The sequence below is a fragment of the Massiliimicrobium timonense genome (genome assembly GCF_002160865.1).
GTDB lineage: Bacteria > Bacillota_I > Bacilli_A > Erysipelotrichales > Coprobacillaceae > Allocoprobacillus.
In genome coordinates this window covers 1-23,800 of sequence record NZ_NFLJ01000005.1, presented here as the reverse complement: position 1 = coordinate 23,800, position 23,800 = coordinate 1, and the positions used below count along the sequence as shown (strand labels likewise).

22 protein-coding genes and 1 pseudogene are annotated in these 23,800 nt (G+C 32.4%); 20 read left to right on the top strand and 3 right to left on the bottom strand.

What is annotated here, in order from left to right:
* The first annotated feature begins 166 nt into the window (after positions 1–166).
* The 3 genes from ppk1 to B5E75_RS02340 all read left to right on the top strand — a co-directional run bounded on the left by ppk1 (position 167) and on the right by B5E75_RS02340 (position 3,952).
* Positions 167–2,218, top strand: a complete 2,052-nt coding sequence (ppk1, locus tag B5E75_RS02350; protein ID WP_087357190.1) for a polyphosphate kinase 1 — start codon at positions 167–169, stop codon at positions 2,216–2,218.
* Positions 2,219–2,222: 4 nt separating this feature from the next.
* Complete coding sequence (locus tag B5E75_RS02345; protein WP_206413953.1) at positions 2,223–3,293, top strand: 6-phosphofructokinase; 1,071 nt, start codon at positions 2,223–2,225, stop codon at positions 3,291–3,293.
* A gap of 149 nt (positions 3,294–3,442) precedes the next feature.
* Complete coding sequence (locus tag B5E75_RS02340; protein ID WP_087357188.1) at positions 3,443–3,952, top strand: DUF6618 family protein; 510 nt, start codon at positions 3,443–3,445, stop codon at positions 3,950–3,952.
* Positions 3,953–3,954: 2 nt separating this feature from the next.
* Here the strand turns inward: B5E75_RS02340 and B5E75_RS02335 are convergent, their stop codons facing one another.
* From B5E75_RS02335 to B5E75_RS02325, 3 genes and pseudogenes are all read right to left on the bottom strand, one after another.
* Positions 3,955–4,887: an IS3 family transposase gene (locus B5E75_RS02335; RefSeq protein ID WP_087357187.1), complete on the bottom strand. Its 933-nt coding sequence runs from the start codon at positions 4,885–4,887 to the stop codon at positions 3,955–3,957.
* Complete coding sequence (locus tag B5E75_RS02330) at positions 4,845–5,288, bottom strand: HTH domain-containing protein (protein ID WP_087357186.1); 444 nt, start codon at positions 5,286–5,288, stop codon at positions 4,845–4,847. The genes B5E75_RS02335 and B5E75_RS02330 overlap by 43 nt, the downstream gene beginning before the upstream one ends.
* 139 nt (positions 5,289–5,427) lie before the next feature.
* Positions 5,428–6,276: pseudogene (locus B5E75_RS02325) on the bottom strand (HAD family hydrolase).
* A 171-nt stretch (positions 6,277–6,447) separates the two neighbouring features.
* On the opposite strand from B5E75_RS02325, the gene B5E75_RS02320 reads away from it, so the two are divergent.
* The 17 genes from B5E75_RS02320 to B5E75_RS02240 all read left to right on the top strand — a co-directional run.
* Positions 6,448–7,335, top strand: coding sequence for a helix-turn-helix domain-containing protein (locus B5E75_RS02320; protein ID WP_241146607.1), 888 nt, complete (start codon positions 6,448–6,450; stop codon positions 7,333–7,335).
* A 100-nt stretch (positions 7,336–7,435) separates the two neighbouring features.
* A complete protein-coding gene (bilR, locus tag B5E75_RS02315) occupies positions 7,436–9,370 on the top strand; it encodes a bilirubin reductase, long form (RefSeq protein ID WP_087357184.1) in 1,935 nt (644 codons plus the stop codon).
* 13 nt (positions 9,371–9,383) lie between these two features.
* On the top strand, positions 9,384–11,327 hold the full coding sequence (locus B5E75_RS02310) for an NAD(P)/FAD-dependent oxidoreductase (RefSeq protein WP_241146606.1): 1,944 nt from the start codon (positions 9,384–9,386) through the stop codon (positions 11,325–11,327).
* Between the two features lie 106 nt (positions 11,328–11,433).
* Complete coding sequence (locus B5E75_RS02305; RefSeq protein WP_087357182.1) at positions 11,434–12,195, top strand: MurR/RpiR family transcriptional regulator; 762 nt, start codon at positions 11,434–11,436, stop codon at positions 12,193–12,195.
* Positions 12,196–12,206: 11 nt separating this feature from the next.
* Positions 12,207–13,217 (top strand): CapA family protein, encoded by a 1,011-nt coding sequence (locus tag B5E75_RS02300; RefSeq protein WP_087357181.1) that lies wholly within the window; start codon positions 12,207–12,209, stop codon positions 13,215–13,217.
* A gap of 211 nt (positions 13,218–13,428) precedes the next feature.
* Positions 13,429–14,256, top strand: coding sequence for an Abi family protein (locus B5E75_RS02295; RefSeq protein WP_087357180.1), 828 nt, complete (start codon positions 13,429–13,431; stop codon positions 14,254–14,256).
* A 256-nt stretch (positions 14,257–14,512) separates the two neighbouring features.
* Positions 14,513–15,925: an ROK family protein gene (locus B5E75_RS02290; protein ID WP_087357179.1), complete on the top strand. Its 1,413-nt coding sequence runs from the start codon at positions 14,513–14,515 to the stop codon at positions 15,923–15,925.
* A gap of 62 nt (positions 15,926–15,987) precedes the next feature.
* Complete coding sequence (gene fmt / locus B5E75_RS02285; RefSeq protein ID WP_087357178.1) at positions 15,988–16,938, top strand: methionyl-tRNA formyltransferase; 951 nt, start codon at positions 15,988–15,990, stop codon at positions 16,936–16,938.
* Between the two features lie 251 nt (positions 16,939–17,189).
* Positions 17,190–17,687 (top strand): GyrI-like domain-containing protein, encoded by a 498-nt coding sequence (locus B5E75_RS02280; RefSeq protein ID WP_087357177.1) that lies wholly within the window; start codon positions 17,190–17,192, stop codon positions 17,685–17,687.
* A 118-nt stretch (positions 17,688–17,805) separates the two neighbouring features.
* Complete coding sequence (locus B5E75_RS02275; protein ID WP_087357176.1) at positions 17,806–18,447, top strand: helix-turn-helix domain-containing protein; 642 nt, start codon at positions 17,806–17,808, stop codon at positions 18,445–18,447.
* Positions 18,448–18,450: 3 nt separating this feature from the next.
* Positions 18,451–19,752: a pyrimidine-nucleoside phosphorylase gene (locus B5E75_RS02270; RefSeq protein WP_087357175.1), complete on the top strand. Its 1,302-nt coding sequence runs from the start codon at positions 18,451–18,453 to the stop codon at positions 19,750–19,752.
* Between the two features lie 72 nt (positions 19,753–19,824).
* Complete coding sequence (locus B5E75_RS02265) at positions 19,825–20,667, top strand: Cof-type HAD-IIB family hydrolase (protein WP_087357174.1); 843 nt, start codon at positions 19,825–19,827, stop codon at positions 20,665–20,667.
* 226 nt (positions 20,668–20,893) lie between these two features.
* Positions 20,894–21,646 (top strand): MurR/RpiR family transcriptional regulator, encoded by a 753-nt coding sequence (locus B5E75_RS02260; RefSeq protein WP_087357173.1) that lies wholly within the window; start codon positions 20,894–20,896, stop codon positions 21,644–21,646.
* An 11-nt stretch (positions 21,647–21,657) separates the two neighbouring features.
* Positions 21,658–22,464, top strand: coding sequence for a Cof-type HAD-IIB family hydrolase (locus B5E75_RS02255; protein ID WP_087357172.1), 807 nt, complete (start codon positions 21,658–21,660; stop codon positions 22,462–22,464).
* Between the two features lie 57 nt (positions 22,465–22,521).
* Positions 22,522–22,896: a methylglyoxal synthase gene (gene mgsA / locus B5E75_RS02250; protein WP_087357171.1), complete on the top strand. Its 375-nt coding sequence runs from the start codon at positions 22,522–22,524 to the stop codon at positions 22,894–22,896.
* A gap of 1 nt (position 22,897) precedes the next feature.
* Entirely contained in the window at positions 22,898–23,572 is a 675-nt protein-coding gene (locus tag B5E75_RS02245) for a TIGR00266 family protein (protein WP_087357170.1), read from the top strand.
* A 3-nt stretch (positions 23,573–23,575) separates the two neighbouring features.
* Positions 23,576–23,800 (top strand): DUF1848 family protein (locus B5E75_RS02240; protein ID WP_143746935.1); only part of this gene is annotated, 225 nt, incomplete at its 3' end.

Below are 23,800 nucleotides of genomic sequence, written 5' to 3'. Positions count from 1 at the left end.
CTAATGACTTCAACATAAAATGGTTTATTTTCAAGTCAAAAAAGTGTAAAATAAATATATGAAGCTCATGTAAAGAAAACCTTAAGTTTTTGTAAAACAAAGAAAATAGTCTTGATAATCTATACAAGACATATTATTTTTTTAGTAATAAATAGAGGAGGTTAATATGAAAGGTTGTAGAGAAAATAGAGAGTTATCGTGGTTAAAGTTTAATGATCGTGTTTTAATGCAGGCAAAGGATAAAAAAGTACCGTTAGGAGAACAGTTGAATTTTGTGTCTATCTTTCAATCTAATATGGATGAATTTTTTATGGTTCGCATTGGAACATTGTATGATCAAATGTTATTTTATCCATCATCTAAAGATAATAAAACACAAATGACAGGAGAAGAACAATTAAAAGCCTGTTTAATGAGAGTAGGATTTTTAAATCGTAAAAAAGATCGTATTTATGCACGTATTATGGATGATTTAAAAGAATACGGTTGGGGCATTGTGAAATATCATCAATTAAAAAATAAAGAAGATCGTAAGTATTTTGAAAAATACTTTGATTCAGAAATCTTACCATTGATTTCACCACAGGTGGTATCTAAAAGACAGCCATTTCCTTTTTTGAATAATAAGGAGTTATACATTATTGTTCAATTAGAATCAAAAAAAGGAAAACGCAAAATGGGGATTGTTTCTTGTGGGAATGCGATTGATGAAAGAATGCTGGCAGTACCAAGTATGCAGGGACAATTTATTTTGGTTGAAGATATTATTTTACATTTTGTATCAAAAGTGTTTAGTAAGTATACGATTAAAAATAAAGGATTTATTCGTGTGACAAGAAGTGCTGATATTGATGAAGATGATCATTCTTTAGAAGGGCATGAAGATTATCGTGAAATGATGGAAACATTAATCAAACAGCGTCGTAAATTATGTCCAATCCGTCTGGAAATATCTGAAGGATTGGAAGAACTGGAAATTATGATGTTGATGAATTTCTTGAATTTAAAGAAAAATCAAGTGTTCTTATCTCAAGCACCATTGGATTTAGGATTCATTGGAACTTTGCGTGATCATTTACGTATGTTACATCCACAATTGTTTTATAAACGATTAGAACCAAGAAATAGCCCAATGGTAGAAAATGCTGTGCCAATGATTAAACAAATCAGTAAAAAAGATATTTTACTGGCTTATCCTTTTGAATCTATGTCACCATTTTTAAGACTTTTAGATGAAGCCAGTCGTGATCCTCATGTGGCTAGTATCAAGATGACACTTTATCGTGTGGCTAAAAATTCAAAGATTGTCAAATCATTAATTAGAGCTGCCGATAATGGTAAAGAAGTTGTCGTTTTAGTGGAATTAAGAGCTCGTTTTGATGAGGAAAATAATATTGATTGGTCAAAACGTTTAGAGGCAGCTGGATGTCGTGTGATTTATGGATTGGATGGTTATAAGGTTCATTCTAAATTGTGTTTAATTACTTATAAAAATAATCAAGGTGTTCAATATGTTTCTCAGATTGGAACTGGAAATTATAATGAAAACACAGCGAAGCTTTATACAGATTTATCTTTAATGACACATAATCATGAATTAGGTGAAGAAATTAATGATGTTTTTAATCATTTGAGTTTAGGTGAAACAATGTCACATACAGAGCATTTAATGGTTGCACCTCATTGTATGTTATCAAAAATCTGTGAATATATTGATGAACAGATTGCTTTAGCTAAACAAGGGAAAGAAGCTTATGTTGGATTTAAGTGTAATTCTGTGACATCAAAAACAATGATTAATAAACTGATTGAAGCCAGTCAGGCTGGAGTCAAGATAGATATGATTGTCAGAGGTATTTGTTGTATTATTCCTCATGTTGAAGGTTATACTGATAATATTCGAGTAATTTCTATTGTTGGACGTTATCTGGAACACTCACGTATTTATATTTTTGGAACGGGTGAAGATAAAAAGGTTTATATTTCTTCAGCTGATTTAATGACAAGAAATTTGGAAAGACGTGTGGAAGTTGCAACACCTATCTATGATAAGAAGATTCAAAGAATCATTTGTTCAATGTTCCATACGATGTTGAATGATAATGTCAAGGCTTGTGAATTATTAGGTGATGGAAGTTATAAGCATATTAAAAATAAACAGACCCCTATGAATAGTCAGGAATATTTTTTCAAAAAGGGAATTGATGTAAAGGAGTGAGATTGTGAGGGTTGGCTTTTTAACAAGTGGAGGTGATTGTCAGGCATTGAATGCGACAATGCGTGGCATTGCGAAAACACTCTATCAACAAAGAAAAGATATTGAAATTATTGGGTTTATAGATGGTTATAAAGGACTTATGTATGAAAATTATCGTATCATGCAACCATCTGATTTTGAAGGCATTTTAAATTTAGGGGGAACGATTTTAGGAACTTCTCGATGTCCTTTTAAAAAAATGCGTGTGATTGAAAATGGTTTTGATAAAGTGGCTGCCATGAAAAAAACATATCAAAAATTAAAGCTAGATTGTTTAGCTGTTCTTGGTGGAAATGGTTCATTAAAAACAGCACATTTGTTATCACAGGAAGGAATGAATGTCATTGGTTTACCTAAAACCATTGATAATGATACATGGGGAACGGATTATACTTTTGGATTTCAATCAGCTGTTGATATTGCATCAAGATATTTAGATGAAATTCAAACAACGGCTTATAGTCATAGTCGTGTCTTTATTGTTGAAATTATGGGACATAAGGTTGGACATATTTGTTTATCAGCAGGAATTGCGGCTGGGGCAGATATCATTCTTTTACCAGAAATTCCTTATGATATCGAAGTTATAGCTCAAGATATTCAAAAGAAAGTACAAGCAGGACAAAAATCTATTTTGATTGCCTGTGCAGAGGGAGCTTTATCTAAAGAAGAATCCATGCTTTCTAAAAAACAATACAAATTAAAAGTTGCCAGTCGTGAAGGTCATTCTGTTGTTTATGAAATTGCTCAAAAATTATCACATTATATTGATAAAGAAATTCGCGTTTCACTTGCTGGACATGCCCAACGTGGGGGAAGTCCATGTGCCTATGATCGTGAAATGGCGACATTAATGGGGGTCGAAGGCGCAAAATTGATTCTTGATAAAAACTATGGGCAATTGGTTGTTTTTGTAGATCATCATTTAACAGCTATTCCATTAGAAGAAACAGCAGGAAAATTAAAATATGTGGATGTTCATGGAGATACTGTGCAAAATGCCCGTTTAATGGGAATTTCATTTGGTGATGAATAAAAAAAGACTCTTGTTTTAAAGTGTACCCTATGTCAAGGACAATTAAATAAAAAGGTATATTTTTAACGAATATTATCTTATATGATTGTGTCAAGGAGGAATGACACAGTCTTAAGCCACTGGTCAAGATCAGTGGCTTTGTGTTTAAGATGATTATGTATATTTTTAATGATTCTAAAAAGTTTAAACTTGTTTGTGTCAAGTATGACAACTGTATTGAATTTAAGGTCAACAGAAATGGTAATGTTATTGAAGGAATCCTTTCTAAAGGTGTCTATTATAACTGGATTGCTTTTCCTTCACTTAACACGTCCTGTCAACTCGCCGATTTCTCAGATTCCTTTTGGAACGAGGAACAGCTTTTCAATGTTTTCCACAATGATTTCGATGTGTCAACTGTGCTTATGACCATTAGTGAGCTTAAGGATCTTTTCAGTCAGGACTATCAGTCCTACACTGATGGTTATAAGTTCATGTCCACTCGCGAATATATCTTCTGGCTTGAAAATCAATGTGAAGTCTTATCCTATCAGATGATTGATATGCAGACCCGTTTTGAATCTCAGCTTAATATTGACCTTGAAGAAGAACTCTTGGATGAAAGAAACCAATATCATGATATGATGCGTTTTCAATATGATGATACTATTTTTGAATAGTATCATTTTTTTATATCTATTGGATATATATCTGACAGCCAGTACTGATAATATTCTGAAGGTGACAGTTTTGCCAGGTCCCACTGATACCTTTCGTTATTGTAGTAATCTATATAATCATCTATAACTGCTTTAAGGTCATTGAAAGTGTTGCACCTGCTTATATCTATTTCATCTTTCATATGACCAAAAAAGGATTCCTGTGGTGCATTATCCCAGCAGTTGCCCCTTCTTGACATTGATTGCCTCAATCCTTTGTCCTTGAGCAGCTTTTGAAAATCTATACTGGTGTAATGAATGCCCTGGTCGCTATGGCATATCGTCTTGTTTGTTTTGATTGTCGCTCCATGCTTTTCAAACAGTTGTTTTACAGTCATTAACACAAAGTCAATCTCCAATGATTCGCTGACAACATATGATAGTATCTCATTGGTAAATGCATCCTTCATGACCGATAGATATGCTTTTCTTTTTTCTTTCCCATAAAAGAGATATGTAATATCGGTTAATATGACTATTCTTGGCTCCTGTATGAAATCACGATTGACAACATTGGGGGCAATATTATTTGTTTTTATTGCTTTTGCCATTCTTCTATATGGATTGGCTTTTCTTATTTTGCAGAAAAGTCCATATTTTTTCATGAGCCTCCTTATTTTTTTGATATTCATCCTTACTCCCATGTGCAGCAGATGCATGTGAATGCTTCTTGCTCCTTTATCATATCCTCTGTACTGATATGCCTTCAATATGAGTTCAAAATCGTTCTTGTCCCGCTGTTCTTTCTGCTGACGCTTATTGCAGTTATTTTTCCAGTTGTAGAAGCCACTTCTGGAAACTTCTGCAATTTCACATAATCTGGTAATGTTGAGAAGATTGTCATCTCGAGAAATCATTTCTTCGATGATTTTGTATTTTTCTTCTGCAGTTTCCAATAGGCTTCCCTCTCCAGTGATCTTATTTTTTTTAGAAACTCTATTTCCTGTTTTTGATAGGCAATCTTATGTTCAAGATAAGCAATCTTTTCTTCGGGGGACATGTCTCTTGTTCTAGGGCGACCTGCATTGTGTTTTCTGGTATCTTCAAATCCTTCTAAGCGTTCTGCTTCCTTCTTTATTCGTTGAACAATATTACTTATGCGTTTTGGTCCAAGAATATGTGGATCAATATCAAAGGAAGAAAGTATGGAAGAAGGGGCTTCTCCTTGTGAATAGCGTGACCAGAACTCCATTTTAAACTTTTGGGAGTATTTAATGCTTTTGTAAGATATTTTTTCAATATATGGATTATCCTTGAGTATTTTAATTTGTTCATCAGTAAAATAGTTTACACCCATTCCAATCAATCCTTTCATCAAATCATATTATAAGCAAAATAAAAGACCCTGTAAAACAGAGTCGGTTAAATATTCAGCATCACATTTTAGAGTGATACCTTTTTATTTAACTGTCCATTTTACAGGGTACAGTTTATTTTTAAGAGTCTTTTTCATTAATGATTCCAAAATGGACAAAGGCCTTATATAATCCATCCTGATCAACATCATCAGTGACATAATCAGCCATTGCTTTGATTTCATCTCCACCACTTTTCATAGCGACACCAACATGGCAGTATTCTAACATCGGAATATCAACTTTCGCATCACCAAAGGCAAAAGTGTCTTCAATCTTTGCCCCAAGATGATTTAACAATACATCAATCGCATGAGCTTTCGTTATATCTTTTACACCTAAATCACCAAATAAAGCAATTTCACCTTTGCCACCCCAAGTTCCTGCTTTTAAATCAGGAAATTCTTGAATGGAATCTAAATGATCTTGATAACTGTTTAAAATAAAACTGACCTTATTAACATCATCACGATATAATTCTCCACCATAAATCATCTCTGGAAAAACATCACGAACAGTGAATTGTTCAGCATGATTTTTTCCTTTTCTTTTACAATATTCTTTAATCACAGGATTTCCTTTTTCTTCAAAATTTTCACTTGCAAATAGCCCACTATTACTCTCTAAATAAAATTCTAAATGTCTTTCTTTTAACCAATCCACGATATGACGACATTGTTCTTTTGTGATGAGTTGATGCATGATCACTTGCCCTTGATGTTCAACATAGCTGCCATTTCCACCAATCATTCCATCTCATCCAATATCCCAGATATAATCATAAACTTCTGCCTTACTTCTTCCAGTACAGATATAAACCTTATGACCATTGGCACGTGCTTGTTGAATCGCTATGACAGCTGATTGAGGTAACTTGTTTTCATAATCTAATAGTGTTCCATCCACATCAATAAATATAATTTTACTCATCCTTTTCACTCTCCTTTGTTTATATTATAAGACATAATGAAAAGAATGGATGATGTTGTATAAAATAAGAACAAAATAGTCAAAAGAAAGATTAAAAAGAAGACATGAATGAAAAAAATTTGTCATTTTATTCAAGAGAAAATTTTAATACAATAGAGATAGGTGATGTGTATGTATATTGAAACAAAGCAACAGTATTCACAATTTGAAGGTGATGAATTAACAGATTTATTAGGGCAAATGACATTTCAAATCAATAATTTTGGATTATGGCAAAGTGATCATGATACAAAAGCCAGTTATATTTCAGACGATATAGAAATTGTTTATTATCGAGAAGGGGGTTCTACAACCATTATTGGTAATCGTCAATATGAATGCCCACAAGGAAGTTTTTTGATTTTAGAGCCTTTTCAGTTAAATACATCCATTAATCATGGATATGATCATTATGCTTATTATTATTTTCACTTTGATATTGAACCACTTTATTTAAAACCTCAGTTTTTATCTTTGTTGACAGATCATGGTCATTTGATTTATCCAGATGAAGTGATTGATTTTCAGGTGATGCTGGAAAGATTATTAATAGAAGCTAAGGAAAAAGAAATTGGTTATTCAAGTGTGATTACTTCCGCTTTAATGCGAATCATTGTTGCTATAATAAGAGCCCAGATGAAAAGAGGCAGTGACTTACATTATAAGATTCATCAATCCTCATATACGAGTTTAATGAACGAAAGTATTCATTATATCCAAGATCATCTCTATGAGCCTATTCGTTTACAGGTCATGGCACAATCTTTAGGGGTGTCAACAAGTGTATTATATAAGGCGTTTATGCAAATTTTACAGGTACCACCAGCCTCTTATATTCAACAACAAAAAATAGCTTATGTTCAAAAGCAGTTACTGTTGGGAAAAAATGTAAATATATTGGCACAGGAACTGGGATATTCTTCGGCTTATCATCTGTCAAAAGCTTTTAAAAAAATCACAGGCATGAGTCCTCGTGATTATAAAAAGAAAATGATTTTGAATAAAAACTTTGTGAAATAAAAAACATATACGAAAAAGTATATGTTTTTATTCTAAAAGAGTATGTTTTATATATGTGTAAGTGCTATCATATGCGTAGTTATGAATAGGAGGAAAAAAGATGAAATTATTAGAACCAATTCAAGTTGGAAAAATCACATTAAAAAATAGGATTATGTTTCCACCAATGACGACAGGATATGAAGAAAGAGATGGAAGCATTGGACAACAAAGTTACAATTTTTATAAAAGAATTGCTCAAGGGGGAGTGGCTTATATTGTTCTTGGTGATGTAGCACCCGTCAATACTGTATCACCAACACCTAAATTATTTCATGATGGACAAATTGAAGCTTATCAAAAACTGGCAGAGGCTTTACATGTTTATGACTGTAAACTAGGGATTCAGTTATTTCATCCAGAATATGATGTTGATGCTTTGGCTGAATTATTTAAAAAGGGAGATATGCAGGGAGCACGTGCGAAATTGCATCATGATATGTTACATTATATTGATGAAGTAACAGAAGAACAATTAAATGATATTTTAAGAAAAATGGGTGATTGTGTTAAACGTGCCTATCAGGCAGGTGTGGATGTGATTGAGGTTCATGGAGATCGATTGGTTGGGTCTTTATGTTCAACAATTTTAAATCATCGTCAAGATCAATATGGTGGTTCTTTTGAAAATAGAATTCGTTTTGCATTAGATGTTGTGAAAACAATTAAAGAATACGCTCCAGATATTTGTATTGACTATAAGTTACCAGTTGTGACTGTCAATCCAGATGGAAGTTTAAGAGGAAAAGGTGGCTTACTCATTGAAGAAGCTGTGAAGTTTGCGAAAATCTTGGAAGAAAAAGGCGTAGATATGATTCATGTAGGACAAGCCAATCATACAGGAAATATGAATGATACAATTCCAGCAATGGGAACAACACCATATTGTTTCATGGCTTCTTATACAAAACAGATTAAGGATGCTGTGTCTATTCCAGTTTCTGCAGTTGGACGAATTATTACTCCAGAGAATGGTGAAGCCCTTATTGAAAATGGTGTTTGTGATATAATCGGTCTAGGACGTTCTTTATTGACAGATCCAGACTATGTGAAAAAATTAGAAGCAGGGCAAGGTTCTCGTATTCGTCATTGTATGATGTGTAATAAAGGGTGTACAGATTCTATTCAAAACAGAAAGTTCTTAAGCTGTGTATTAAATGCTGAAAATGGTTATGAATATGAACGTGTGATTACACCAGCTAAAGATAAGAAAAAAGTTGTTGTTGTGGGCGGTGGACCAGCAGGTATGGAAGCTGCCAGAGTTGCGAAAACAAAAGGACATGATGTTGTGTTATTTGAAAAAGAAACAACATTAGGAGGACAACTGAATATTGCAGCTGTACCACCTAGAAAATATGAAATGAATCGTGGTATCCATTATTTAACAAATGAAATGAAAGAATTAGATGTTGATTTAAGATTAGGACATACAGTCTGTGCTCAATGTATTTTAGATGAAAATCCTGATGCAGTGATTGTGGCAGTAGGTGCTTCTAATGTGATTCCAGCTATTCCAGGAAGTGATTTACCACATGTCTATGATGCATGGAAAGTCTTAAATCATGAACAATTAGCTAATGGTCGTGTTGTTGTGATTGGTGGAGGTTTAGTTGGTGCAGAAACAGCTGAAATGTTAGCACAAATGGGTGCTCAGGTGTCTATTGTTGAAATGATGGATACGATTGCTAAAGAAGAATCAACAACTGTTCGACCAACAATGATGGCTGATTTTGAAAAACATGGTGTACAACAATATGTTAATACGAAAGTCACTGCCATTACATCTTCAACAGTGGAAGCCCAAAATGAAAATGGAACAATATCATTAGATTGTGATTATGTTGTTTTAGCTGTTGGAGCCAAACCAAATACTTTTGATACATCACTATTAGAAGAAAAAGGTATCCCAGTTTATGTTGTGGGTGACTGCCATGAAAAAGCAGCAGATATTAATCGTGCGATTGAAGAAGGCTATTTAGCTGCTAATCAAATTTAAGGAGTTGAATGAAGTGAAATATCCCCATTTATTTGAACCTATTCAAATAGGAACGCAAACAGTCAAGAATCGTTTATTTATGCCACCTTTATCAACTAATTTAGGTGATAAGGGTTATGTGACAGATGAACTTGTTGAACATTATAAAGCTCGAGCAAAGGGTGGTGTTGGATTATTTGTAACGGAAGTTGTGACAGTGGAACCAACCTATGTTTATTTGCCTGGTGATATGTCGATTCATGATGATTCCTTTATTGCAGGATGGAAAAAGCTGGTTGAAGGTGTTCATGAATATGGTGCTAAAATCTTACCTCAATTATTTCATCCTGCCTATATGGCCTTTCCTATTCCGGGAACACCACAGTTGATTGCCCCATCGCATGTTGGGCCTTATTATGCCAAAGAAGCACCTCGTCCTGTCACAAAAGAAGAACTGAAAGTGATTATTCAACAATTTGCTGATGCAGCTTTGAGAGTACAAAAGGCTGGTGGAGATGGTGTTGAAGTTCATGCGGCTCATGCGCATGGATTGTTAGGTGGTTTCTTATCACCACTGTATAATAAACGAACTGATGAATATGGTGGCAATATTGATGCACGTTTGAAATTGACTTTAGAAGTTATTGAAGCCATTAGAAATGCCTGTGGAAAAGACTTTATTATTGATGTACGTATTTCTGGTGATGAATATAGTGATGGTGGGTTAAATTTAACGGATATGGTTTATGTTGCCAAACAATTAGAAGCTCATGGTGTCGATATGCTTCATGTATCTGGGGGAACAACGATTGCCAGAGGAAGTTCTATTCCAGCACCGGGAACACCAATGGGTTCACATGTCGCCCTGGCAGCTGAAATTAAAAAACATGTTTCTATTCCTGTTGCGACAGTGGGACGTATTGTTGAACCTTGGGTGGCAGAAGAAATTATTGCCAATGGTAAAGCTGATGCCTGTATGATTGGACGTGCCAATCTCTGTGATCCTGAATTTGCTAATAAAGCAAAAGATGGACGCATTGAAGATATTCGTCCATGTATTGGGTGCTTACGTTGTTTAAATGGCATTATGTTTGGTAAGCCTGTTGCCTGTACAATGAATCCTTCATTTGCTTTAGAAAACGAAGATACATTACAACCATCTTTGATGAAAAAGAAAATCTTAGTTATTGGTGCTGGTCCAGCTGGAATGGAAGCTGCCTATGTTGCGAAAAAACGAGGACATGATGTTGTCCTCTGTGAAAAAGAAGATGATGTTGGTGGTGCTTTAAAAGCTGCCAGTGTTCCTATTGGAAAGCAAGATTTATGCCAAGTGATCAAATGGATGCGTCATCGCCTTGTTCAATCAGGTGTTGATATACGAACAAAAACAATGGTGACTTTAGAGATGTTACAAAATGAATTCCATGATTATGAAGTCATCGCATCAACGGGAGCCAAAGCTATTATCCCTCAATCTATGACATCATTTAAACAGTGGATGACAGGTGATGATATCTTGAATGGACGTGCTTTTCCAGGACGTAAAATTGTCATTGTCGGTGGTGGTTCAGTAGGCTGTGAACTGGCAGACTATCTGGCACCATTAGTGAATGATCATTTCCCTCGAAATCGTGATATAACAATCATTGAAATGGGACAGGAGGTCATGTTGAATGAATCTGGACCAGGTCGTTCATTGCTTGTCCAAAGACTCATGAAAAAAGGTGTCAAGATGATTGTGAATGCGAAAGTGGAACAAGTGACAAATAATCAAATCATTTATGTACAAAATCAACAATCTTATACAATTGATGATGCAGATACATTGGTTTTTGCCTGTGGCTATCGACCAGATTCATCTATAGAAGATATGTTGAAACAAGCGAATATAACTTATCATATCATTGGCGATGCCCATCAGGTAGGAAATATCAAAGATACCATCAGTGAAGGATATCAAGTCACAAAGAGTATTTAAATAAGGACTGTAGCGAAATGTTTTCGTTACAGTTTTTGTATAGATGAGGAAAATATTCGTTTTCTTTGATGTTTTGCGATATAATGGTAATAAAGGAGGGTCAATGATGGAAATATTAATATCGCGTATTTTAAAATATTTAAATGGATGTTTAGATGACGATTATATGTATCGTATTGGAAGTTTTGTTGTGAAAAATTATCATCAGATTTGTTGTTATGATTTTTCAAAGTTTATAGCCAAAGCCCATTGTACACAAGAAGAAGCATTATCATTTTTTAAACATTTAGGACTTCATTCTTATGAAGAATTTCATGAACAAATGAATTTAGATAAACAATTACGTTTAGATCAAATCAAAGCCAGAATGTTACATACACATGTAGATAAGTTTTTATCACATTTAAATATTAAATTTTCAAAAGAAGAATTTTTAAACACAATTGATGAAATTTGTGATTTGATTTTTCAAAAGAAAAGAGTTGTTATTGTGGGAGCACTTTATCCAAGTAGTATTGCTGTTGATTTTCAGACAGATTTAATTACTCTAGGAAAAGAAGTTATTGAGTATCATCATTTTGATAAATCATTTCAATTTAATGAGGATGATGTTGTTTTATTTATTACAGCTACAGGTCGTACAATGGAATATAATGCCAAAAAGATGGTGAAACAAAATCTTTGTGATGCTTATGTTGTATTGGTTACACAAAATATGAAATATATTCAATTTGAAAATGTTTGTCCGGATTATGTTGTTCATGTTTTAGGAACATTTGATGGCTTGGAATTTAGTTATCAGACGATGATGATTTTAGATTTAATGAGAATTCGTTATTATGAAAAGTTTTATTTAGAAGAAGAATAATAGGTGGTTATATGAAGAAGGGAATACAGTTTTTATTGGTGATGTGTTTTGCTTTGACATTGATGGGATGTCAAAGTGAAAAGAAAGAAGAAGTGAAAGAAGAAAAACAAGTTGAAAAAGAACCAGAAGTGAAAAAAACAGAAATCACGTTATCTTTTGTAGGAGATATTACTTTAGGTAATTATGCTGGTCAAGGCTATGAGGGGTCTTTTGATCAGGAATATGAAAAGCAGGGAAAGGATTGTCGTTATTTTTTAAAGAATGTAAAATCAGTTTTTGAAAAAGATGATTTAACTATAGCCAATTTAGAAGGTCCTCTAACAACAAGTCAAGATTATGCTGAAAAGACTTTTGCTTTTAAAGGAAAACCAGAATATGTTGATATTTTAACAGAGGGAAGTGTGGAAGCTGTTACTTTAGCTAATAATCATTCTCGTGATCATTTTGAACAAGGAATGGAAGACACAAAAGAGGTCTTGGATCAAAAGAATATTAAGCATTTTGGTTATGATGAAAGTTGTATTGTAGATGTCAAAGGTATCAAGATTGGTTTTTTAGGATATTCTTTTCCATATGAATTTACTGCAGAAATGAAAAAAGCAATTACAGATTTAAAAACAAAAAGTGATTTAGTTATTATTTATTATCATTGGGGAATTGAGCGTGATGAAGCACCTATGGATTCACAACGTCGTATTGCAAAGGAAAGCATTGATGCAGGGGCAGATTTGATTATAGGTTCACATCCTCATGTTTTACAGGGAATTGAAACATATAAAGGAAAGAAGATTGTTTATAGTTTAGGTAATTTCTGTTTTGGTGGTAATAAGAATCCTAGTGATAAGGATACAATGATTTATCAGCACACATTTTCTTTTGAAAATGATCAATTGGTAAAAGAAGATAATCAAATCATTCCATGTATGATTTCTTCGACAGCATCACGTAATAATTATCAGCCAACTCCTGTTGAGGGAGAAGATGCATCACGTGTTTTAGAAAAAGTGAATGAAATCAAATAGCATGAATTCATGCTGCTTTAAGCTGTTGATAAAGTATATAGAGTCAACAGCTTTTTTATATGATGTTTAAGATATATAAATTTAGTCAATTGAAAAAGTCAATTTTATGTTTTGTAAAGGTATAAGATTTTATTTTTTTGAAGAATGAGATAATTCTTTCATTGACATTATCTGATGGAATAATGCTAAAATAAATTGGAGGTGAATAATCATGCGCACAAAGTGTTCAGTTTCACAACAAATTATAAATCTAAAGAGTAAAAATATTAAGTTTAATATTATCAATGAGCAATCTGCTATACAATATTTGACACACCATACATATTACTTTAAGTTAAAATCTTTCGCTAAATCTTTTGAATACAATGAAGTAAAAAATGTATATATTAACTTAGATTTTGCCTATTTAGTGGAATTATCAAAACTTGATATGTATTTAAGGGAATATATTATCAAACTATCTTTAGATACAGAGCATTTTTTAAAAGTAAAATTAATTAATGATTTAACTCACAATGATCAAGAAGATGGATATCATATTATTGATAAACTTTTTATAAAATATCCATATATTAAACAAAATATAAATCATAAAAAGAATGATTCTGCATGTGCTGATTTGATTCATAAATACCAAAATAATTGGGCTATATGGAACATTGTAGAAGTCCTTTCATTTGGTGATTTTATTAAACTTTTTGAATTATATTACGAACTTTATCCAGAAAATAAGTCCAGAACAATCAATCATTTGTTATGGCCTTTAAAATTTATTAGAAATGCATCAGCTCATAATAATTGCTTATTAAACACTTTAAGAAAGCCCTATACTCACACACATTTATACAATAATACAAAAAATATAATTGAACCAAGCAAAGAATTAGTTCTTTTATTAACAAAAATACCAAACATCAGTAAAAATTCTAGACGAAAAAAAATTATGAATCCAGTAATCCATGATTTTATAGCAACTTTATTTTTATTTAATGAAGTTTGTACTAGTTCTGTCTTAAAAGAAAAACAATTTAACAGATGAAAAGATTTAATTCATGTCAGATTTATTAAACATAGGGATTATTTTATTAAAGACAATATACTCGTATCTCATTATGAATTTGTAAAAAAAATAGTTGATTATTTATACGAAAAATGCATATAATAAGTAGAAGGACAAAAACGAAAGTTTTATGTAGAACAATGCCAGCATTGTTCTACTTTTTTTATTTAAGGGTTTTATTTGATAATGGTGAATGATACAATATGATTAACAAATATCAAAGTGAGGAAAATATATGGATACTAAGAAAAAGGAATTGGATTTTGATTTTCAATCATGGATTAAAGAACAATATAATGATGATTATCAGATTGTAGAAGATAATGAATCTTTAATCAGATTAGTTACGGATTATGGAGAGGCTTCTATTCGTTTTACTGTTATTGAACAAAGCACAATTGTAGAGTTCTCTATTGTTTCTAAAAAAGATGATTCAGTGAAATTCTATCTTCATTTTGAGTTGAATGATGAAGATCATGCAAAACAATTATTTGATGAAATGGTAGAAACATTAGTTGGCTTAAAAAATGAAAAAACTTTACAAGTTCTTTTATCATGCTCATCTGGTTTGACAACGTCTATGTTTGCAGAGAACTTAAATAGTGTGGCAGGAATGTTAGGGTTGGATTATCATTTTGATGCTGTTTCTTATTTAAGTATTTATGAAGAAGTTGATAAATATGATGTTGTATTCATTGCACCACAGATTGGTTATATGTTGAATCGTTTAAAAGAAAGTTTAACAGATAAATTAGTCCTTCAGATTCCCACAACTGTTTTTGCTTCATATGATGCGCCAGGGGCTTTAAGATTTCTACAAAATGAACTTGAAGAGTATTATACTAACAAAACACAGGAAGCGCAAAAACATCATACGCATTGTATAGAATATGAAAATCGTATTTTATCTATTGTGATTTCTAATAATAAGGCACAAACAAGAATTTATTATCGTTTGAGTGATCATTGTGAAATTATTGATCATAATATGATTATCAAACCTTCTTTAAATGTTTATGATCTTTATGATATTATTGATACTGTTTTATTAAAACATCAATATGTGGATATGATTGGTATTGCAACACCAGGGATTGTTAAAGATGATCAACAGTTAAGAAATTCACCTGATGAAAAAATTCTGGATATAAAAAATGAATTTGAAAAGAAATATGGAATTAAAGTTTTAGTATGTAATAATGCCAATGCTGCAGTTGTGGGATTTGCATTAGAACATCCTGAATATCAAAATATTATCTTTCACTCACAACCATTTGGTTTTGGTGTAGGAGGACAAGGTATTATTTCTCATGGTCAGATTGTGACAGGAAGAAATGGGGTTGCTGGAGAAGTTCGTTATTTTATTCATCGTATGCAATTTTCTGATGAATGTGCAAAACTGGCATGGACGCAAGAAGGTGTATTAGAGCTTGTAACAAAATCATTATTACCTTCAATATGTATTATGGGACCTGAAGCAATTGCCGTGTACTCGCCTATGACAAATGATATGAATGAAGTCAGAAATAAACTCTTATCATTTATTCCTGAAGATTATATGCCAGAGCTTTATTCAATTAAAGAAATGAGTCCATATATGCTAGATGGTCTTACAAAACTATGTGTCAATGATTTAAAAAAGAATTAAAAAGATTGTATAAAATGGAAAAATAGCCTAATATTATAAGATAGTGAAAGTGAGTGAATAAAATGAAAGAAAGAATTGTATTTATGGGAACAGCATCATTTTCGTTGGCTGTTTTGAAAATGCTGATAGAAGAGGATTACAATATTGTTGGTGTTGTCACTCAGCCTGATCGTTATGTGGGTAGAAAAAAAGTTTTGACAATGCCAGATGTAAAAGTAGAAGCTTTAAAATATGATATTCCTGTTATTCAACCTGCACGTATTAAAGAAGATTACCAGGCAGTTGCAGATTTAAAACCTGATTTGATTATTACAGCAGCGTATGGTCAGATTGTACCACAGGCTGTTTTGGATATTCCTCGTTTAGGATGTATTAATGTTCATGCATCATTGTTACCATTATATCGTGGGGGTGCACCAGTACATCAGGCTATTATTGATGGACAAGAGAAAACAGGTGTCACAATTATGTATATGGTCAAAAAAATGGATGCTGGAGATATGATTGCCCAAAAAGAAACACCTATCTTAGAAGAAGATACAGTAGGTATTTTATATGATCGTTTAAGTGATTTAGGTGCAGAATTATTAAAAGAAACATTACCAGATATTTTAAAGGGAATAAATCAACGTATACCTCAAGATGAAAATCTAGTGACTTATGCGCCCACTCTTTCTAGAGAAGATGAACGTCTTGACTGGAATATGTCTGCTCGACAAGTTTATAATAAAGTTCGTGGAACAAATCCATGGCCAGGAAGTTATACAACTTATCAGGGAAAGACTGTTAAAATCTGGGCAGGACAGGTTCATCAATGTGAAAATGCGATGAAACATCATGCTCATCAGGACAATGGAACAATTGTCAAGATTTTTAAAGATGCTATTGGAGTTAAAGTGAATGATGGCGTTTATCTGATTACAGAATTACAATTAGAAGGTAAAAAAAGAATGTCTGTTAAAGATTATTTAAATGGACATTGCATTTTTGAAGTCGATACAAAGTTTGAATAAAACTTTGTATTTTCTTTATAAAGAGCTTGTATATTAATAAAAATCATAAAAAGGAAACGGAGATTATTTTGATTTAAAATATATCCATATGTAGATTTTTCATAGCTGTGTGATTCAATAGTAGTAAACTTTTTAAATCAATAGTGAACTTTCTATTTTTTATTCCATTTTTATGATATTCTCTTTTTAAGAGAAGTTATTGCATAAGAAGGTAACAATGTTTTAATAATAATCATTCAAGGAGCTAACATATGGATTATAAAATCATTCAAAAAGAAGCATTTCGTTTTGTAGGAGTCAGTAAACGTGTATCACTTCAATTTGAAGGTGTGAATAATGAAATTGTACAATTAGCAAGTGAAATAACAGAGGAACAAAAAAGAGAGTTGCATCAACTACAAAGTATGGAACCGTATGAAATCGTGAATGTATCTTATGATTCTGATACTGATTTTCTGGAAGAAAAAGGACAACTGACACATATGATTGGTGTCTTAACGACATGTGTTGATATTAGTGATCAATTTGATCAACTTTCAGTTCCTCCACTTACATGGGCAGTATTTCCAAATGAAGGACCATTCCCATCAACTTTACAAAACACAATGGCAAGTATTTATGCTAAGTGGCTTCCAACTTCTGATTATGAACTAGCATATTCATTATCATTTTCTTTTACAAAAATGGATGAACATCAAGATCATTATGCCTACAGTGAGGTTTGGATTCCTGTTCAATTGAAAAAATAAGAAAATAGAAAAGTTTAAGCAGTTTATTGGAATGATGAACTGCTTTTTTATATGATTCTACTTTTACGTGGTGTCCTTTTTATCTGTTTTCGTTATAATGAAGGCAGGAGGAATCATTATGGATCAAAAGAAAATAGGATTATTCATAGCAACTTGTCGTAAGAAAAAAGGATTGACTCAAAAACAATTGGCTGAAAAACTTTCTGTTACAGATAAATCCGTATCTAAATGGGAAAGGGGCATTCATCTTCCTGATGCTTCGCTTTATATCCCTTTATGTGAAATATTAGGAATAACTATAAGTGAATTTTTCTTAGGAGAATATGAAACAGAACATCATGAAGTTGTTCCACAAGTTTTAAAAGAAGATTATCATAAGATGCAACGCAATGAAAGATGGAATATGGTTTTATTTATCGTATCAATGCTTAGTGTATTTTGGATATCTTTTACGTGGCACTGGGATTTAGGATGGTTAATGTTGGAAGAACATTTGGCTCCATTTACGAATATGTATTATTTGTCATATGGATATTGGTTGGCTTATTATCTTATATTTAGAAGAAAAAAGTTTGGATATGTTTTGATGTGGATCATTTATTTGATTTTAGTAAGTGGTATTATAGCAAACTGGGGATATGCTTTTGATGTTATGTTAAATCATATTGATTTTTGGATAAATAGTGCATTCACAATCTGGGGAGTGTATAATGGAGATATAAGATTTCGTAATCTTTTAAAAAAGAAAAGTGAGGAATAAAATATGCGAATGGTTGATTTGATTGAAAAGAAAAAAGATGGATTCAAACATACTCCAGAAGAGATTCACTTTATTGTAGCAGGTTATACAAAAGGTGATATACCTGATTATCAGATGAGTGCATGGTTGATGGCCGTTTGTTTTCAAGGCTTAGATAAAGAAGAAACAGCTATTTTAACCAAAGAAATGATGCATAGTGGTGATGTCATTGATTTAAGTCGTATTCAAGGAATCAAAGTTGATAAACATAGCACTGGCGGTGTTGGTGATAAAACATCTTTGGTTTTAGGACCGATTGTGGCAGCCTGTGGAGTACCAGTAGCTAAAATGAGCGGAAGAGGATTAGGACATACTGGTGGAACATTGGATAAATTAGAATCTATACCAGGACTTCATATTATGATTGATGAAGAAGATTTTGTGAAGCAGGTTAATGATTGTGGATTGGCGATTATTGGACAGAGTGGTCATTTAGATCCAGCTGATAAAAAAATGTATGCTTTACGTGATGTTACCGCAACTGTTTCCTGTATTCCATTAATTGCATCTTCTATTATGTCAAAAAAACTGGCGGCCGGCAGTGATGCGATATTGTTAGATGTCAAATATGGTGATGGTGCCTTTATGAATACCATTGAAGAAGCAAAAGAATTGGCACGTACAATGATTGAAATTGGTGATTCGCTTGGCAAAGATACCAGAGCAACCATTTCTAATATGAGTCAGCCGTTAGGTTATGCTATTGGAAATAGTCTGGAAGTTAAAGAAGCTATTGATACTTTAAATGGGCATGGGCCAGAAGATTTATTAGAGCTTTGTTTACAGGCCGGAAGTCATATGTTAATTCAAGCTCAAAAGGCAGATTCATTACTTTCAGCCAGAAAGATGTTGCAGGAGGCTATTGATAGTAAACAGGCATTGAGAACTTTTTGTGCAATGGTGAAAGCACAAGGAGGAGATGATGCTTACGTTCGTCATCCAGAAATGTTTCCAAAAGCTAAAGAAGTCATTCCTGTTTACAGTCAGACAACCGGATATGTTAAGGATTTAAAGGCAAAACCACTGGGAATTGTCAGTATGAAATTAGGTGGAGGACGTGAAACAACGGATGATGAGATTGATTATAGTGTTGGTTTGATCTTGCATAAAAAAATAGGTGACTTTGTCAAAAAAGGAGATGTATTAGTTGAAGTTCATACAAATACTGGACTTTCTAAAGAATTACAAAAAGATATTTTGGATGCCTATGAGTTTTCAAATGAATTTGTAAATAAACCTATATTGATTGATGAAGTTTTATCATAATTATTTTCAAAAAATGATATTTTTATATCTGATATCAAAATTTGATGTATAATGATAATCGGTGGTGAAATTATGGGAAAATTTTTATTTTTTGATATTGATGGGACATTAGTAGGCAAATCTAAAATGGTCACAGAGAAAACAAAAATGGCTATTCAACAGGCAAGACAAAATGGACATCGTGCATTTTTATGTACGGGTCGTGCTCCTACTTCTATTGTAGGAGATATCAAGAATATTGAGTTTGATGGGGCAATTTGTAGTGCTGGTGGATTTGTGATTGTTGATGGTGAGTATATATTTGAAAATTTTATGAATCAGTATATCTTATCAGAAGTCATGACTTTATTTATCAATAATCATATTTTGTTTACATTGGAAACGAAAAAAGCTTTATATCAGACACCTGGTGTCAATGAGTTCTTTGATCAAAAACATCAAAAAGACTGTGAAAATAACTTAGAATTAATGCGTTTTTTCCAGTTAAGACGTATGGGGGAAAATCGTTTACCTATCAAAGATTTTAATATTTTAACTACAGGTGTTACAAAGGTTTGTTTTATTGCACCAAATAAACAAAGCTTTTATGATTGTGTACCATTTTTAGAAGAATTCTTTAATATTGTGACTTTTTCTAAAGAAGAGGATGATTTTATTAATGGAGAAATTATATTAAAATATTGTACAAAAGCAGATGGTATTTTAAAAGTTGTTAATCATTTTCATGGTCAAATGAAAGATACTATTGGTTTTGGTGATAGTATGAATGATTATCAGATGCTTCAAGAAGTCGAAACAGGTGTTGTTTATGAAGGAGCATCAGATAATTTAAAAGCGTTAGGAAAATATTTCTTTACTGATCCAGATCAAGATGGTATTTATAAGGTTATGAAAGAAATGGATTTAATAGGATAATACAATATCAGGCTTGAATGGAATCAAGCCTTTTTCAATGAAAAAAATTTGTCATTCTTTTCTTTAAAAGAAGCTTTTTGATGATAAAAATGATTTATTTCATAGAAAAATAAGTATTTGATTATTATTTTTGATACAATCATTATGTCTTCTATCTATTTGAGAAAAAACATGTTTTTTGATAAAAAAGGATTATAATAAAATTATCAGATAAGGAGGCTTCTTTATGGACATTGTTTTATCAAGAATTTTAAAATATTTAAATGGTTGTTTAGATGATGATCATATGTATCGTATTGGATTGTTTATTGTTCATCATTATGTTGAGATGGAAGATTATTCTTTACAAAGAGTGATGGATGAAGGTGGTTTTCAAGAAGATGAGATTTTAGATTTTTGTCAACATTTAGGTTTTCAGACTTATGAAGAATTTCAAAGCGAATTAGTAGCCGATTATATGTTACGTGTATCACAGATTCGTGCACGTATGTTAGGAATCTCTGCTTCACAGTTGATTGAACAGCTGGATGCTTCTTATGATAAAGACACATTTATCAAAGAACTTGAACAAATTTGTGAATTGATTTTTAAAAAGAAACGTGTCATTATCATTGGAGCATTATATCCAACAAGTATTGCGGTTGAATTTCAAACAGACTTTATTACTTTTGGTAAAGAAGTGATTCAATATCACCATTTTGTGAAAGATTTTCAATTTCAAAAAGATGATGTTGTGATCTTTATTAGTGCAACAGGAAGAACTTTGCATGATTATTTAAAAGAAAGTGCCGATCAAAACATTCATGATGCTAAGATTGTTTTATTAACACAGAATGTGAAATATAAAAAGAAAAATGATTTAGGTGCAGATTATGTGGTACAGGTACCGGGACGTTTTGATGGGATCCAATTTAACTATCAGATCATGATGGTCTTTGATATTTTACGTATTTATTATTATACAAAATATTATATTTAAGGAGTTTTAAAATGGATGTAAAAGCAATTATGTGTGATGTTGATGGAACATTATTAAATAGTCAAGGAATTGTTTCACCAATGACAGTAGAAATGATAAAAAAAGCAAGAGAAAAAGGAATTTTATTTGGTTTATCCACAGGTAGAGATGTGCATAGTGTCAAAACCCTTTTAAAATCATGGGGAATTGATGGATTGGTTGATGCAATTGTAGGAACTGGTGGAGCAGAAATTAATGATTATACATTGCAGGTTGAAAAATCAAGCTTTCCATTAGATGGTGCTTTGATTCAAGATGTGATTCGTCATTTTGAAGATATGAATGTCAATTTTGCGATTCCTGATCAAGGAATTTTATATGCTCCTAAAGATGATGAACATATTCAAATGTTATCAAAGGCAGATAAAGTCCCTTATCAAGTGGCCAATTTTGATGAATTTTTAAAAGAACCACGCGCAAAATTAATTATTATTTGTCATCCTGAAGATATGGATTCAGTTGTAGAAAGAAGTCAGACTTTTTCTAATGAAAAATATAAATCAGCTTCTTTGAAAACATCCAGTGAACTGTTTGAATATATGGATCCAAGAGTTACAAAAACACATGGCTTACAGGAAGTCATGGATATGCATGGCATTGATATGAAACAGCTTTGTACATTTGGTGATGCTGATAATGATTATGATATGACCCTTCATGCAGGTATTGGTGTTGTGATGGCTAATGGTAGTGAAAAAACAAAGAGTGTGGCTGATTATATTACAGATGATCATGACCATGATGGTATTGGAAAATTTATTGAAAAATATATTTTGTAAGCTTTCATTTTGATGAGAGCTTTTTTTCATGTATAATAAAACAAAGGAGTGGTGGATATGAATATAGCTTTGATAGCTCATGATTCTAAAAAACAAGAAATGATTGCTTTTGTGAAAAAGCATGAAGAATTTTTTAAACAACATACATTGTTTGCGACAGGGACAACAGGATTAAAAATTATGGAAAATACAGATTTGATGATTCATCGTTGTTTGTCTGGACCTTATGGTGGTGATCAGCAGATAGGGGGATATGTTGGTGAGGGAAAAATGGATTTTGTGATTTTCTTTAGAGATCCTTTGACAGCCCAACCCCACGAGCCAGATATCAATGCTTTAATGCGTGTTTGTGATGTGCATCAAGTTCCTTTGGCATCACATCAAAAAACAGCAGAATTCATTATAAAAACTTTAGAAAGTGAGGGAAAGTAAAATGCAGTATGAAATTCAGGGAACACCTTTTCCAGTTGTCATTTGTGAATTAGAAAAAGGTGAAAAAATGGTGAGTGATAGTGGTGCCATGGCTTGGATGGATCCATGTATGACAATGGAAACAACGAGTGGTGGTATTGGTAAAGCCTTTGGGAGAATGTTTTCAGGAGAAACAATGTTTTTAAATGTCTATCAGGCAAGAGAAACTGGTAAAATTGCTTTTGGTTCTTCATTTCCTGGTGAAATCAAAAAATATGATATAGCACCTGGTAAGGAAATTGTTGTTCAAAAATCATCTGTTTTAGCTTGTGAAGAAACGGTTGAAAGAAGTGTTTTCTTTCATAAAAAGATATCAACAGGACTTTTTGGTGGTGAAGGTTTTGTCATGAGCCGTTTATCTGGACATGGTGTTGCTTTTATTGAAATTGATGGTGCAACTGTGGAATATCAGCTAGAAGCTGGGCAAAAGCTCATTGTTGATTCAGGTAATTTGGCTTTAATGGATGCGACTTGTCAATTGACAACACAAAGTGTACCAGGTATGAAGAATAAATTATTAGGTGGCGAAGGTTTATTTCATACAGTCATTACAGGACCAGGTCGTGTTGTTTTACAAACGATGCCGATTTCAACAATTGCTCAAAGTATTATTCCTTTTATTCCAACAGGAAAATAAATTATGATCTTCAATATCAGTGGCCGTAGCGATATCATTGCTTTTTATAGTGACTGGTTTTTTCATCGTTTAAAAGAAGGATATGTCTATGTCAGAAATCCTTATTATCCGACACAGATTACTAAATATTTGATCAATGAAGATGTTGTAGATTGTTTTGTATTCTGTACAAAGAATCCTCGCCCCATATTATCACGTTTAGATGAACTCAAACCATATCCTTCTTTT

Bases quoted from the DNA above. Each gene is read 5' to 3' on its own strand.
- B5E75_RS02320 (WP_241146607.1), top strand. From the start codon at position 6,448: ATGTATATTGAAACAAAGCAACAGTATTCACAATTTGAAGGTGATGAA.
- B5E75_RS02330 (WP_087357186.1), bottom strand. From the start codon at position 5,288: ATGGGTGTAAACTATTTTACTGATGAACAAATTAAAATACTCAAGGAT.
- B5E75_RS02275 (WP_087357176.1), top strand. From the start codon at position 17,806: ATGGATCAAAAGAAAATAGGATTATTCATAGCAACTTGTCGTAAGAAA.
- B5E75_RS02265 (WP_087357174.1), top strand. From the start codon at position 19,825: ATGGGAAAATTTTTATTTTTTGATATTGATGGGACATTAGTAGGCAAA.
- bilR (WP_087357184.1), top strand. From the start codon at position 7,436: ATGAAATTATTAGAACCAATTCAAGTTGGAAAAATCACATTAAAAAAT.
- B5E75_RS02245 (WP_087357170.1), top strand. From the start codon at position 22,898: ATGCAGTATGAAATTCAGGGAACACCTTTTCCAGTTGTCATTTGTGAA.
- mgsA (WP_087357171.1), top strand. From the start codon at position 22,522: ATGAATATAGCTTTGATAGCTCATGATTCTAAAAAACAAGAAATGATT.
- B5E75_RS02280 (WP_087357177.1), top strand. From the start codon at position 17,190: ATGGATTATAAAATCATTCAAAAAGAAGCATTTCGTTTTGTAGGAGTC.
- B5E75_RS02295 (WP_087357180.1), top strand. From the start codon at position 13,429: ATGCGCACAAAGTGTTCAGTTTCACAACAAATTATAAATCTAAAGAGT.
- ppk1 (WP_087357190.1), top strand. From the start codon at position 167: ATGAAAGGTTGTAGAGAAAATAGAGAGTTATCGTGGTTAAAGTTTAAT.
- B5E75_RS02300 (WP_087357181.1), top strand. From the start codon at position 12,207: ATGAAGAAGGGAATACAGTTTTTATTGGTGATGTGTTTTGCTTTGACA.
- B5E75_RS02340 (WP_087357188.1), top strand. From the start codon at position 3,443: ATGATTATGTATATTTTTAATGATTCTAAAAAGTTTAAACTTGTTTGT.
- B5E75_RS02305 (WP_087357182.1), top strand. From the start codon at position 11,434: ATGGAAATATTAATATCGCGTATTTTAAAATATTTAAATGGATGTTTA.
- fmt (WP_087357178.1), top strand. From the start codon at position 15,988: ATGAAAGAAAGAATTGTATTTATGGGAACAGCATCATTTTCGTTGGCT.
- B5E75_RS02260 (WP_087357173.1), top strand. From the start codon at position 20,894: ATGGACATTGTTTTATCAAGAATTTTAAAATATTTAAATGGTTGTTTA.
- B5E75_RS02270 (WP_087357175.1), top strand. From the start codon at position 18,451: ATGCGAATGGTTGATTTGATTGAAAAGAAAAAAGATGGATTCAAACAT.
- B5E75_RS02255 (WP_087357172.1), top strand. From the start codon at position 21,658: ATGGATGTAAAAGCAATTATGTGTGATGTTGATGGAACATTATTAAAT.
- B5E75_RS02290 (WP_087357179.1), top strand. From the start codon at position 14,513: ATGGATACTAAGAAAAAGGAATTGGATTTTGATTTTCAATCATGGATT.